We start from the raw sequence: 14,723 nt of genomic DNA, 5'->3' as shown, positions 1-14,723 counted from the left end.
GGTGAGAACCAGCAAATCGTTTTCACGCAGTGGATGGGACGTTCACCTCAAGATGTCGAAGACCAAATTGGGTATCCGCTCACAGTCGCCTTGCTCGGCCTCCCCGAGGTCAAGACGATCCGCAGTTACTCGATGTTTGGTTTCTCCACGATCTATGTGATCTTCAACGAAAAAGCCGAGTTCTATTGGTCCCGTACGCGAGTTCTGGAGAAGCTCAATAGTTTACCCACAGGAACGCTCCCTGAAGGCGTTCAACCAACGCTAGGACCTGACGCAACCGCCCTCGGTCAAATTTTTTGGTATACTCTCGAAGGATATGATCCTGACGGAAATGTTGTCGGAGGCTGGGACCTGCACGAGTTGAGAACAACGCAAGATTGGTATGTTCGTTACGCACTGAATTCAGCGGAAGGTATCAGTGAAGTCGCTTCGATTGGTGGATTTGTCCAGGAATATCAAATTGACGTTGACCCCGACGCCATGCGAGCAAATAAAGTAAGCCTGGGAGAAGTATTTAATGCCGTTCGTATGACGAACGTAGATGTCGGTGCACGTACGATCGAGTTGAATAAAGCGGAATACGTCGTTCGTGGCTTGGGTTTTATTAAGCAAGTTGAAGATCTTGAAAAAACGGTTCTCAAAGTTCATGACAACGTCCCCATCACGATAAAGGATGTTGCGAAAGTGACTTTGGGACCAGCGCTTCGGCGTGGTGCGCTCGATAAAGAAGGTGCAGAAGTTGTTGGCGGTGTATGCGTTGTCCGCTATGGTTACAACCCCCTGGAAGCGATCAAGAATGTCAAGAAAATGATCGCCGAGGTATCACCGGGGCTGCCGTCGAAGGTATTGATCGACTTCAAGAAGACAACGCGTAAGGAAATCACACAGTACGCCAAATCACATAGCTTCGATGCCTATGAAAACGACCTACTGAACTATAAAGCATGGGTTCAGCATTTGCGTTCCCTGGACCGCAACAAGCGACCCGAGTGGGCTACGATCAGTCAGATCACTGTTGTCCCTTTCTATGACCGCACTGGATTGATCTATGAGACGCTTGGGACACTGAATACTGCGCTGACTGAAGAAATTCTAGTAACGATCATCGTCATTCTGATCAGCGTCATGCACCTGCGAAGTTCTGTGTTAATCAGTGCCCTGTTACCACTCGCCGTACTGATGTGTTTCATCGGGATGAAAACCTTCGGCGTAGACGCGAATATTGTTGCACTTTCTGGTATCGCCATCGCCATTGGCACAATGGTCGACATGGGGATTATTCTCTGTGAGAATATTCTCAAACATCTGGAAGAAGCTGATCCAGAAGAAGACCGATTGAAAGTCATTTTTAATGCGTCGCGCGAAGTGGCAGGCGCAGTGTTGACGGCTGTCTCCACGACCATTATCAGCTTCTTGCCGGTATTTACGATGATCGGTGCTGAAGGCAAACTATTCAAACCATTGGCGTTTACCAAGACTTTTGCTTTGATTGCATCAGTCATTGTAGCCTTAACGATTATTCCACCAGTCGCTCACGTATTGTTTACGGGGCGCTTACGTTCTGAAGCACTTAGGCGGTATCTCCACTGGAGTGTGATCATAGTTGGTATGGTTACCCTTCTGCTCGCTATTCTAGCCGCTATGCCTATGAGTTCAGACAGCTCGATAACTTACTTTTCTATTCCGTGGTGGGTCGGAGCTATTGTAATGGCATTAGGCACGTACAAACTGCTGGAATCCCGGATACCTAAAAGTCTGCATCAGTTTGGTCCCTGGTCCGCGAATGGCGTTGCTGTGGTAGTGGTGGGGCTGATTTTGACCGATCACTGGCTTCCGTTAGGACCGGACAAGGGTTTTGTTCGGAACCTGATATTCGTTGTCCTGTTGATTGGTGGTTTGCTGGCGTTCTTCCAAATCTTTCAGCGATTCATCTACGAACCGCTGCTGCGCTGGTGTCTAAGAAACAAGGCACTCTTTCTAATGATCCCCATTGTGATACTGATGCTTGGAAGCTGCGTCTGGTTGGGATTTGATCGTGTTTTCGGGTTTTTCCCCGCGCCGATTCGTAACTCGACTCCTTGGAAAGCGGTCGCCAATACATTGCCAGGGCTAGGCAAAGAATTTATGCCCCCTCTAGACGAAGGATCGTTCCTTTACATGCCAACCACGATGCCGCATGCATCAATCGGCGAGGCAATGGACGTGCTTCAACTTCAAGACCGCCTGTTGATTTCGATCCCGGAAGTAGAATCTGTTGTCGGCAAGGTAGGCCGTGTGGACAGTCCGCTTGATCCCGCCCCCATCTCGATGATCGAAACAGTCATCGCATACAAGTCTGAATATGTAACGAATAAGGAAGGGCATCGTCTTAAGTTCCGTTATGATGATACCAAGAGCGATTTCATTCGGGACGAAAAAGGGAATCTTATTGAAGACCCCAACGGACGAGCATTCCGTCAATGGCGTGACCACATTCGCTCTCCCAACGATATCTGGAAGGAGATCACCGCTGCGGCAGATTTGCCAGGCACAACATCTGCACCGAAGTTGCAGCCGATAGCTGCGCGGATTGTGATGCTACAGAGTGGTATGAGGGCGCCGATGGGTCTCAAGGTAAAAGGCCCTGATTTGGAAACCATCGAACGTGTGGCGCTGGATATCGAGCAACTTCTGAAAAAAGTGCCCTCAGTAGAAGCATCAGCTGTAATAGCCGATCGAATTGTTGGCAAACCATACCTGGAAATCGATATCGACCGTGATGCCATCAAACGTTATGGTTTGCACATCCGCACTGTGCAGGATGTGATCGAAGTTGCCATCGGTGGCCAAAAAATCACGACGACAGTGGAGGGCCGTGAACGTTACCCAGTGAGAGTACGTTACGCTCGCGAACTACGCGATGAGATCGAGACACTCGATCGGATACTCGTACCTACACCAGCTGGGCAGCAAATTCCGCTAGAACAACTTGCCAAAATTCGTTACACGCGCGGTCCGCAGACCATCAAGAGCGAAGACACGTTTTTGTTAGGCTATGTGTTGTTCGACATGAAGCCTGGTAATGCCGAGGTCGATGTAGTTGAAGAATGCCAACGCTACTTAAAACAAAAGATTGATGATGGTACATTGATTCTTCCGCCGGGAGTCAGTTACGCTTTTGCGGGTAGCTATGAAAATCAAATTCGCTCGCAAAAAACACTGATGGTCGTTTTGCCTTTAGCTCTGTTTGTCATCTTTTTGATCTTGTATTTTCAATTTCGCTCGGTCATCACCACTTCACTTGTATTCAGCGGTATCATGATTGCCTGGTCTGGCGGATTTATCATGCTTTGGCTGTATGGCCAATCATGGTTTTTAGATTTCAATCTATTCGACACCAATATGCGGACTCTGTTCCAAGTTCACCAAATCAATCTAAGCGTCGCAGTCTGGGTCGGCTTCTTGGCATTATTTGGGATTGCGTCCGACGATGGCGTGGTAATCACATCCTATCTCGATCAAAGTTTTCGAAAACGACGCATCAGCTCCGTCAAAGAAGCGCGTGATGCAACTCTCGCAGCTGGCGTGCGTCGCGTCCGACCATGCTTGATGACAACCGCGACAACGATCCTGGCCTTGATCCCTGTGCTTACATCCACGGGCCGTGGCTCTGACATTATGGTTCCGATGGCGATACCCAGCTTTGGTGGCATGCTGATCGAAGTCATGACGATGCTGGTCGTGCCCGTGCTCTATTGCAGTGTGATGGAATGGAAACTTAAGCTGGGAATCGAAGACCCGCGTTTTGAGGAAGATGCAAAAGCGTAACCTTCGACGAAGCTGTTTAAAACAGCAATTGCTTATCAGTGCTTTTCTATTACGCGGTTTATACTCAGATGAAATTCTAATATTTATCGAGTTGTAATCCCACTTCTCGTGGAATGTCCCCTTTGTTTTTCGTCGATATTTGAATAGCACTCTCTTTTTTCGAAGTGTGAATATAGCAAATTATTCGATTTAGCCTTGACCCTGTAGTATGGTACAGGCTCGATAATATCTATAGATGAAGGAAACAACCATGAAACTACTAACAATCGGAAAGGTAGCCGAGCAGGCTGGAGTCGGTATTGAAACCGTTAGATTCTACGAGCGCGAAGGCTTGTTAGAGAAACCAACCCGCTCTGCATCGGGTTACCGACAGTTCAATGTTGATGTTGTCAAACGACTCACGTTTATTAGCCGGGCCAAGGAACTTGGATTTACGTTGAAAGAAATCAAGGAACTCCTATCGTTGCGAGTGGATTCAGAAATCTGTTGTGAGGATGTAAAGGCCAAAGTTGACGTGAAGATAGCCGACATCGAAAGCAAAGTTGCTACTCTCCACAAGATCAAGAAAGCCCTGGTTCGACTTTCCACGGCGTGTGGAAAGAGAAAGCAGACAGCCGAATGCGCCATTTTAGAAGCACTTGACGGTAGAAAGTCAACACTAACTCGAAAAGAATGACTATGGAACTCACTATGTCCAGGACAGCCACTTGCCCAGAATGTGGCGGCAAAAGCAAAGGAGTAAAACCACTCACACTTAGGGCGTTGCTCAAGAATGAATTCGTGAGCAACGTTGATGACGTGGAATACAAATTTTGTAATGCCACTGGGTGCAGTGTCGTTTATTTCGCCGACAGCCAGACTTTCACAAAAGATCAGCTCAAAGTACCAGTGGGAGTGAAAGAGACGCGCGGCGCACGGCCTTTGTGCTACTGCTTTGGATATTCTATAGCCACGATCAAAAAGGAACTTGAAACAAAAGGCCGGTCGGATGCTCTAGACGACATTCGGAAGAAGATGAATAATCCTGGTTGCCGATGTAAAACCGAGAATCCAGCGGGCGCATGCTGTCTTGGCAGTGTTACTAAAGGTATCGCCATTGCCACATCAGAATTAGACAAATCATCCAGCAAGTCGAATAGAGCGGATACCATAACAAAAGTAGGAACGATCCTATCTGCGATTATGGCATCCAGTTGTTGTTGGTTGCCTTTGCTATTGATTTTGTTCGGTTTTTCAGGTGCGGGGATTGCTGGCGTTTTAGAATCATACCGGCCAGTATTCAGCACTTTAACAATCGGTTTTTTGACGGCAGCATTTTATTTTACTTACTGGCCCAAGCAGACGGTCACGGGTGGCGCCTATTGTATCACCGATTGTTGCTCTAACTCCGGCACCTCGAAACGTAATCGATTTAATATGATGTCCATGAACAAAATCATGTTGTGGGCCGTGACGGTTGTTGCCGTTGTGTTTATGTTGTTCCCAAATTACATAGGTTTCATCTTGGCCAGGAGAGAAAGCGACGAGGTAATCACATCAAGTAACCCACTCATCAAAACGACCTTCGTAGCCATCGAAGGAATGCACTGCGAAGGTTGTGCTGCGATTGCTGAGAAGTCGATTATGGATGTGCCGGGAGTGTTAGCAGTAAAAGTGGACTATACCGGGAAATATGCAAACATCGCTACAGAATCATGCTGTAGTTTTCCAAATGAAGACATCCTGAATGCAATACAAACCGCCGGTTATACCGGCAAAATTCCAAAAGCAGTTGAAAACAATTAACTCTGTTCGTCTGTTTGCAGGTATGTAGCCTGCCAGATGGTCGAACGCTTTGTAAAATGGAGGTTGTCATGAGAAATAAATGGTTGTGGGCGGCGTTAATTGCATTACCTTTGGGGGTTGGTGGTTTAGTCTATACTGATGTGCGCGCCAACGCTGACACTCAAAGCAACAGTGCCGATTTTGTCTGCCCAATCACGGGTGAGGAACTTCCTTGCCCCAAGTGTTGTCCACTCAATTGAGTGAGGAAAGATCGTCGGCAAAAGCGATTCCCGATGTAATGAATCATCGGGAATCGTTTGCTGTCGTTTCATAACTCGCTATATCCAGTGACAAACTACCTCAAAATGTTCATTTATATTAGAACCCTTTAATACGATCATGTTCATCTGCCTATCTGGACTGAGATAATTCTAAGAGTCGTTCTGTTTCGCGTGCGATCATGTGTTCTTCGCGAGTTTGAATGAGTAAAATGCGACCTGCTGACTGGATTGTTGCGAGATCACAATCCGCATGAGCACTTTGATTTTTGACCTCGTCAAGTTTCAGCCCAAGAAATGGTAGTTTGTCACATACGCAGCTTCGCAACAGCGGAGAATGTTCACCGATACCGGCAGTAAAGACTAAGCCATCGATGCCTCCCAGCAAAACCGCAAGAGAACCAATGGTTGACTGGATTCGCTCTGTAAACAATTTCATCGCCAGTTGAGCGCGTTCGTTTTTGGCTTGGGATGCCTGTTCAATTTGGCGAAAGTCAGAGGAAATTCCCGACACTCCAAGCAAACCAGATTGATGATTCAAACTTTGATCGAGCTGCTCAGGATCGAAGTCTTTTTGTTTCATCAAGTAAATCAAGATTCCAGGATCGATCGAGCCGCTGCGGGTACCCATCATTAACCCTTCCAGCGGTGTGAACCCCATCGTTGTAGCCAAAGGGCGTCCGCCATGCACGGCAGTCGCAGAGCAGCCGTTGCCTAGATGACATATTACCAATCGAAGAGAATCGTCGTATTGCCGACCAAGCACTTCTGCGGCACGTGTCGAACAGTATTGATGGCTGATCCCGTGAAAGCCAAATCGACGAATACCGTATTGTTCATACCATTCGTAAGGGATTGGATAAACATAAGCACTCGGCGGCAAATCAGCAAAAAAAGCAGTATCAAACACAGCGACATGCATAGCTTCTGGAAGATATTTTTGTGCTGCTTTAATCGTCATCAATGCTGGTGGATTGTGTAGCGGGGCGAGTTTGGAGACTTGTTCTAACGATTGAAGAACCTGTTCGTTAATGAGCGTTGGCTGGCAGAAATATGTACCGCCGTGAACGATGCGATGACCGACAGCTCGAATCGATTCGCCCAGGTTGATGTCTGCCAACACATGCAGAATCCATTTAACGGCCTCATGATTATTCGAAATATCCGAATGAGATTGCGTTTGACTCGCTGCTTGAGTTTGTAATTCTAATATGACTTTTTCAGATTGAGTTTGCCAATCTATCACACCTCTGGCAAGTTGTTCGTGAGCCAGTTCATCGAACAGAGCGAATTTGAGCGTACTAGATCCGGCATTCAGCACGAGAATCGACATTGAATCAACCTCACTGTTCCCCTCCCGGCCAAGTCCAGTTTTGAACTTCCGGCATATCTTCACCATATTCGGAGATGTAATGTTTGTGTTCGATTAGTTTGTCTCGAACGGCTTGTTTTAAGTAGGCTGCTTTAGCGCCGAGATTCGGCACACGGTCGATTACATCTTGAACAAGATGAAAGCGGTCGAGATCATTCAGAACAACCATGTCAAACGGTGTGGTTGTTGTCCCTTCTTCTTTGTAACCGCGAACATGAAGATTTTTGTGATTCGTTCTGCGATACGTTAATCGATGGATCAACCAAGGATAGCCATGGAACGCAAAGATGATAGGTTTGTCGGTCGTAAACAGACTATCGAAGTCCTTATCAGAGAGTGCATGTGGATGTTCCCGGGGAGATTGGAGCTTCATCAAATTGACGACGTTAATCACGCGTACCTTCAACACAGGTAATTCTTGACGAAGGATATCGACGGCGGCCAACGTTTCGAGTGTGGGTACATCGCCACAACACCCTAAAACAACATCGGGTTCGCTTCCCTGGTCACTACTCGCCCAATCCCAAATACTGATTCCCGCCGTCGTATGCTTGATAGCTTGATCCATCGAGAGCCACTGTGGCGAGGGTTGTTTACCAGCTACAATCACGTTTACATAATCACGACTACGCAGGCAATGGTCTGTGACGGAGAGCAGACAGTTTGCATCTGGTGGCAGATAGACACGAATGATCTCAGCTTTTTTGTTAACAACATGGTCGATGAAACCGGGATCTTGATGACTAAATCCGTTGTGATCCTGCCGCCAGACGTGTGATGACAACAAATAGTTAAGGGATGCGATAGGTCGCCGCCAGGGAATTTCCTTGGAGACCTTGAGCCACTTCGCGTGCTGGTTAAACATCGAATCGATAATGTGGATGAACGCCTCGTAGCAATTGAAAAAACCATGCCGCCCAGTCAGCAGATAGCCTTCCAACCAACCCTGGCACTGGTGCTCGGAAAGCATTTCCATCACACGGCCGTTTGGTGAAAGGTGATCATCAGTGGGCAATATCTCGCCCATAAAACTACGTTCTGCGACATCAAATACGTCTGCCCAGCGATTTGAGGCGTTCTCATCTGGACTGAAGATGCGAAAGTTTTGTGACTCAAGATTGAGATTCATCACATCACGGATAAACTTGCCTTGCACGCGCGTTGCTTCGGCTGTGACACTTCCCGGATACGAGACCTCAACGGCATAGTCTCTAAAGTCAGGAAGTCGCAAGCTCTTCAACAGTACCCCGCCATTTGCATGTAGGTTTGCTCCCATCCGCCGCTCGCCTCTCGGCGCAAGATCTGCGATCTCCGTTCTGAGACAACCACTCTCATCAAACAATTGCTCAGGCTTGTAACTCTGCATCCACTGTTCTAGTAACTTCAAGTGATCCGGATTCTCGTGCATCTGTCCTAAAGGTACCTGGTGGCTACGCCAACTGTCTTCAACCGGTAGACCATCGACTTCCTTGGGGCAGGTCCAACCTTTGGGCGTTCGCAGTACAATCATCGGCCAGAGGGGACGAGTGGAATCCTGGTCCTGTCGCGCATTGGATTGAATATGTTGAATCTCTTGAGTGACTTGATCCATTGTCGCAGCCATAAGCTGGTGCATCTCTTGGGGATCGTGACCTTCGACATAATACGGATTGTATCCGTAACCTCGCATAAGATGATCCAGTTCCTCATGACTGATACGGGCCAAAACAGTTGGATTCGCGATTTTGTAACCGTTCAAATGCAGGATCGGCAAAACAACTCCGTCACGCTCTGGATTCAGGAACTTGTTGGAATGCCAGCTTGTGGCGAGTGGACCTGTTTCTGCCTCGCCATCACCAATCACACAGGCCACGATCAGGTCTGGATTATCGAATGCTGCCCCATAAGCGTGCGATAATGCATAACCCAATTCACCACCTTCGTGGATACTGCCGGGCGTCTCGGGGGCTACGTGGCTGGGGATACCACCGGGAAAACTAAACTGTTTAAACAGTCGCTTCATTCCCGCTTCATCTTGCGTGATATTCGGATAATGTTCGGTATAAGTTCCTTCCAAATAGGTATTCGCTACCAGCCCTGGCCCCCCATGTCCTGGCCCTGTGATGAACATCATGTTGAGATTGTGCTGTTTGATGATCCGGTTTAGATGCACGTAGATAAAATTTAACCCCGGCGTCGTTCCCCAATGTCCAAGCAAGCGAGGTTTGATATGTTCTTTGCATAACGGTTTTTTTAGTAGCGGATTGTTAAATAGATAAATCTGGCCGATCGATAAATAATTTGCCGCTCGCCAATAGGCATCGATGCAATTCAATTCTTGTGTAGAGAGGGAACTCGACATGGTATTTCTCTCAGTTAAATGTTGTTACAAAATTTGCACGGAGTTTGATGATATCGCCACAGTCGATTGTGCTAACACAACAATGCTACGCTGATTGACCCGATAAGAGTCCTTTTCAAAAGGGATTTCTGCCTCGGGATCCACAATATCAATCGGACTGGGGAGTGAAGTGTCAATAACACGGTTCCAGACACTCTCTGTTTCTGCGTGAATAGAAAATAAACGTGGCTTAGTTGAGCCGTTGATCATCACATAAAGATCACGGTCATTAGTGGACGTGCCACGTAAGCAATAAGCCAGGACTTGAGAATCAGCTGACATATTGACTTCTGGTTGTTCTGCGCCAAACCATTGAATGTCGTCACGCCAAAAGGTGGAGTGTCCAAGCAAAGAATGCGATTTACGGAACGCAATCATTCGTTTGAAAAAGTAGAACACCTCTTGGTTTTCTTCAAATCGCCGCCAATCGAGCCAACTTATTTCGTTATCTTGATTGTAAGGATTGTTGTTACCACTTTGCGTTTGCATAAACTCATCACCCATACGAAACATGGGGCTGCCATTCGCCAGCATGAGCAAACAGCAAAAGTTTTTGGTCTGTCGTTTGCGTAAGTTGACGACCTCTTGAGGCACTTGTTCAACGCCTTCCCAGCCGCTATTCCAGCTAAACTCATTCGGCCCATCGTGATTGTTTTGGCTGTTTACATGGTTGTGTTTATGATTATACGAAACGAGGTCATACATCGTAAAACCATCATGCGATGCAACATAGTTCACACTTTGAAAGGGACGAAATGCATGGACTGTATCATCAGGAAATAAGTCGCTACTTCCATATAAACGCGTCATCAGATCGGGAACCAGTCCACAATCTCCTCGTATAAACTGCTGCGCTGTATCACGAAACCGAGCATTCCACTGCATCCAGGTACGCCCTGGAAAGGATGCGCCAAGTTGATACAAACCCGAAGCATCCCATGGTTCAGCGATTAAGCGAACGTTGGCTAAATCCGGATCGCCGGCGATCTGGTCAAAAAGAGGTGGTTGACTTAAATCGATACTTCCATCCGATGTTCGTGAAAATACTGAGGCCAGATCAAATCGAAAACCATCGACATGCATCTCCTTTGCCCAATAGCGCAAGCTATCCACGATCAAACGACGGACCGTAGGAGATGATGTGTTTAAAGTATTGCCTGTGCCACTAAAATTTGCATAGGGTGATTTCAAGTTAGCCGATGCAATATAGTAAGTTGCGTTGTCAATTCCGCGATAACTGTAAGTTGGTCCTTGATCGTCTCCCTCGCAAGTATGGTTATAGACCACATCCAGAATCACTTCAATTCCAGCCTTATGTAACTCACGGACCATCTCACGAAACTGGCTGTGCTGCTCGCATGAAGATTGGTTCGTTGAATATTCATGGTGAGGTGAGAAGAAATTCAGGGGCATGTAGCCCCAATAGTTTTCATCTGATGGGTCGAATTGAAAAACCGGCATCAATTCGATGGCGGTTATCCCAAGCTCTTTAAGATAGGGGATTTTCTCGATGACTCCTGCAAAGGTTCCCCGAGCGTCATCAGTTATGCCGGAGCTTGGATGTTGTGTGAAGCCACGAACATGCATTTCATAGATCACTAAATCGGTTCCATGACGTAGCCGTTGTTCATTTCCCCAATCAAACGGACATCGGCAAACGTCAAGACGGCCCAGCGGTGCAGAACCTCCATTGGGTCCGGGAAGCCTGGCCGCATCACGCTTGAATTTCGCCGGGAAGAAGACGCTTCGTGCGTAGGGATCGAGCAATACCTTCTCGGGATCAAACGCATGCCATGTGTCGGTCACTTTGGCCGCCGGTCCGTCAATTTGGTATGCATAGTATACCGCATCGCCAGCTTCTGAGATGGGCACGCGACAATGCCAGACTGGTCCAGACTTGTTTTTGAATGGATCAAGCTGAAGTGAGTAACATGGAACACGTAATTCATTTCCTAGGTACAACAGCAGAGTAACTTTTGAGGCGTTAACAGTATCAATTGCAAAGTTATATCCCTGCTCTGACTCTAACCATGTAACGCCAAGGGGAGAGGGTGTTCCTTCGGACGTTTCCCACTCCGGCCCCCTAATTGAGGCACTTGAGTCAACAACATTCACGACTGAAGTTCCGCAATGTCGGCAGATTGCTTGAATAGTGCTGTGTAACATTGGCAATCCTTTTTTAGTGTCCCTACCGAACTCGCTCGAATTCAACTTGAAGATTAAGCAGTTCTGATCGCAAACGATCAATTTGCCACTGCAGGTGATGTAGAGGATCCGCTTTAATCTTAGGTTGCTTTGCTCGCTCCAAAGCCAACCGAGCGAGGTCTACCGAAAGTTGCAAACGTTTTACCTCGTCATCACTGACGAGTCCTTCTTGATGTTGGTTGACATCTTTGGCCCACACCAATTGCTGCTCTGCAAGTGTCACATCATTCTCCACGTTTTGAAGATGGGTAGTATGCAAGTCATGGTCTGTTTTTGCCGTTGCGCGTTTGAGCAGCGTTTCCATATAGTCGACCTGATTCTGCAACCGAATCATCATCAGCTTTGAAGTCAGATTAGGAACTCGTTGATTGGCTTTCACCGCCGTCTTCAAGTCATGTTTGGCAAGTTCCAATTTCTTTTGGAAGAAACGAATATCGACTCCCTCATTGGCAGGTGCTGCATCCAGCGACATGGCAAATGGAACTGGTGTTATCGCGAGTATGAAAGCTAACAACAAAATGGGGACTAGGATACTTCGACGAGACTTGCTAATATCCAGAAGCGCTTGGACCAATGTATTAATTTTTGTCATGGCTATTTCCTTTCAGTTTCGTGGTAGTAACAATGTCTGTTTCCAGATTTGATGCTTCTCTGACACCGATTCTTCTTTGAACTCTAATTTTTTGATCAGTTTCACCCATCACCTCACAACTCAACTAATAAATTTTGATACACCATAAGGTTAGGCTGGCGATCAACCATGGAGAGCCCAGGCGATTTCTACTCGTAGTAAGCCTTCAATACGTATTGTTGTATCATTCGCTGTGTGTTGAAGTAGGGTGCATTCAATGCAATCGTATGAGACATAATTCTCAACCAAGCATCTCTTTGTTCATAATACAGCGGTATCACGACATTTTGGAGCTTTTCGTAAAGTAAATTCCCATCTCGAGCGGAGCAATCAGCCTCTCCCATATCTGAGGATTTGGCATCACCAATTGCCCAACCAGTTACGTCTTCTATACAACCCTCAATCCACCATCCGTCAAGTATACTTAGGCTTGGGACACCATTCAGGGCTGCTTTCATACCACTGGTGCCTGAAGCTTCCAATGGTGGCTGCGGCGTATTGAGCCAGACGTCAACGCCAGAGGTGATGAACCGTGCCAAATCCCAATCGTAATTTTCGAGATAAACAATTTTTACCTCGGGAAGTATCGTGTCCTTCAGCCGCATTATCTCCTGAATCAATTGCTTACCTTGCTTGTCGTGTGGATGAGCTTTTCCAGCAAATACAATCTGTACTCTCCCTGTCTGCTCCGCCAAATTCCTCAGTCGAATCGTATCGTGCAGCAACAGATTCGCTCTTTTGTAGGCCGTAGCACGACGCGCAAAACCGAGTGTGAAAGTTTTGATATCGAAAGAGGCTTGCGTACGCACATTGATCTCATCAATGAGATTCTGCTTGGCTGCTTGATGCGCCTTCCAAACTTCAGCAGCCGGAATTGACAACACACCACGAAGGCTGGCGTTGTCTTCGCGCCAGCCGGGTAGGAAGCGATCAAAAAGATTTGCGAATGAAGGTGTGGCCCACGTCCCTAAATGGCCCCCATTGGTGATGTGGTCAATCGTGTAGTGATGGTCAATGTCTCGTGGCACAAGCATTTTTCTTGAAACCTCGCCGTGCTTCTTCGCGACGCCGTTGACATAATGGCTGAGATTGAGTGCAAGATAGGTCATGTTCAATTCGCCGGCACAGCAAAACACTTCGTGATTATCAAAGAGATCGGATCGACCAAGCGTACGCTGGACTTGATCTATTGGAAACCTGTCATGTCCCGCAGAAACCGGAGTATGAGTCGTGAAAATGCAGTTACGACGGACCGTTTGCACATCTTCGGTGTTAAAGGTGCTACGACCAGCCGACTTCGCGCTTTCATCGAGTAATTCAAGCCCCAGCAGGGCCGCGTGCCCTTCGTTCATATGAAAACGTGCGACATCATTGTAGCCGAGCGCACGTAACACACGTACGCCACCTACTCCCAGCACGACTTCTTGGCAAAGTCGGTAATGACTGTCGCCACCATAAAGATTGTTAGTCAAGGTACGATCCCAGTCCGAGTTTTCTTCCAAATCAGTATCCAGCAAGAGAACCGGAATCACATGTCTGCCGCATCCGGTCACCTCGTACTTCCAGGCGCGCAGTTGCATGTGACGACCTTCGATGGTCACGTCGGTTCGTATTGGTAGCTCGTGACAATATCGCTCAATATTCCATGGAATTGGACCTTCATGCTGCCATCCGGACGCATCTAAGCTCTGTGAAAAGTACCCCTGGCGATGCAACAGCGTAACGGCGATCATTGAGATGCCGAGATCAGCAGCGGCTCGGAGCGTATCGCCTGCCAGCATTCCAAGACCGCCACTGTATGTCGGCATGTCTGGGTGAAGCGCAATCTCCATCGAAAAGTAAGCAACAGCTGGTCGATTTATCTTATTCATCTATCAATTCACCCGGTAGAAAGACTGTTTTACCGTACTATCATGAATGCAGACTGTTGCTATAACTCCTTCTGCACTACAAGCTCGTTGACAATATGAGTCATACCCTGTATCGAACGAAGCTGTTCCTGAGCGATTTGCTTCAGAAAATAGCTCGAAACAGTCCCTCGAATTACAATAACGCCGTTTTTTTGCTCGCACTGAACTAATTTGAGCAAGGCATACCCACTTGAATGCAATCGCTGCCTCGCAATGGTGGCGAGGCAGCAATTTGACGAGTTAGACGACTCGTCCAGCGAATGCGTCGTATCGAACTGATTAGAATCATGGTTCATTTCAGTTTTCTCTTTAAGCAAACTTGAGCAACTCTGTGTCGATTCTTGTCGATACCGGCCACAAGTGGCTAGCCGTCGCA

The 14,723-nt window shown here is 47.3% G+C and carries 9 protein-coding genes; 3 read left to right on the top strand and 6 right to left on the bottom strand.

The genetic code is table 11. The annotated features are described in order from the left end of the window. Positions 1-15 precede the first annotated feature (15 nt). The 3 genes from AACZ40_RS14575 to AACZ40_RS14565 all read left to right on the top strand — a co-directional run bounded on the left by AACZ40_RS14575 (position 16) and on the right by AACZ40_RS14565 (position 5,592). Positions 16-3,807 (top strand): efflux RND transporter permease subunit, encoded by a 3,792-nt coding sequence (locus AACZ40_RS14575; RefSeq protein WP_339674802.1) that lies wholly within the window; start codon positions 16-18, stop codon positions 3,805-3,807. Positions 3,808-4,057: 250 nt separating this feature from the next. Continuing rightward, positions 4,058-4,483 (top strand): heavy metal-responsive transcriptional regulator, encoded by a 426-nt coding sequence (locus AACZ40_RS14570; RefSeq protein ID WP_339674800.1) that lies wholly within the window; start codon positions 4,058-4,060, stop codon positions 4,481-4,483. 14 nt (positions 4,484-4,497) lie between these two features. Beyond that, positions 4,498-5,592 (top strand): mercuric transporter MerT family protein, encoded by a 1,095-nt coding sequence (locus AACZ40_RS14565; RefSeq protein ID WP_339674797.1) that lies wholly within the window; start codon positions 4,498-4,500, stop codon positions 5,590-5,592. 125 nt (positions 5,593-5,717) lie between these two features. Here the strand turns inward: AACZ40_RS14565 and AACZ40_RS14560 are convergent, their stop codons facing one another. From AACZ40_RS14560 to glgP, 6 genes are all read right to left on the bottom strand, one after another. Next, positions 5,718-5,903 carry a hypothetical protein gene (locus AACZ40_RS14560; protein WP_155366741.1) on the bottom strand — a complete coding sequence of 62 codons (186 nt, stop codon included), beginning with the start codon at positions 5,901-5,903 and terminating at the stop codon, positions 5,718-5,720. Between the two features lie 79 nt (positions 5,904-5,982). Then, entirely contained in the window at positions 5,983-7,182 is a 1,200-nt protein-coding gene (locus tag AACZ40_RS14555; RefSeq protein WP_155366742.1) for an acetate kinase, read from the bottom strand. Positions 7,183-7,192: 10 nt separating this feature from the next. Next, positions 7,193-9,562, bottom strand: coding sequence for a phosphoketolase family protein (locus AACZ40_RS14550; RefSeq protein ID WP_155366743.1), 2,370 nt, complete (start codon positions 9,560-9,562; stop codon positions 7,193-7,195). Between the two features lie 24 nt (positions 9,563-9,586). Then, positions 9,587-11,767 (bottom strand): isoamylase, encoded by a 2,181-nt coding sequence (locus AACZ40_RS14545; RefSeq protein ID WP_339674790.1) that lies wholly within the window; start codon positions 11,765-11,767, stop codon positions 9,587-9,589. A 22-nt stretch (positions 11,768-11,789) separates the two neighbouring features. Continuing rightward, on the bottom strand, positions 11,790-12,398 hold the full coding sequence (locus AACZ40_RS14540) for a hypothetical protein (protein WP_291170381.1): 609 nt from the start codon (positions 12,396-12,398) through the stop codon (positions 11,790-11,792). A 188-nt stretch (positions 12,399-12,586) separates the two neighbouring features. After that, positions 12,587-14,308 carry an alpha-glucan family phosphorylase gene (gene glgP / locus AACZ40_RS14535; protein ID WP_291170379.1) on the bottom strand — a complete coding sequence of 574 codons (1,722 nt, stop codon included), beginning with the start codon at positions 14,306-14,308 and terminating at the stop codon, positions 12,587-12,589. Positions 14,309-14,723: the final 415 nt, after the last annotated feature.

The organism is uncultured Gimesia sp., assembly GCF_963972345.1.
In the GTDB taxonomy this organism is placed as follows: Bacteria; Planctomycetota; Planctomycetia; order Planctomycetales; family Planctomycetaceae; genus Gimesia.
Note: the sequence above shows the minus strand (reverse complement) of the source record. Positions and strands in the feature narration are given on the sequence as shown.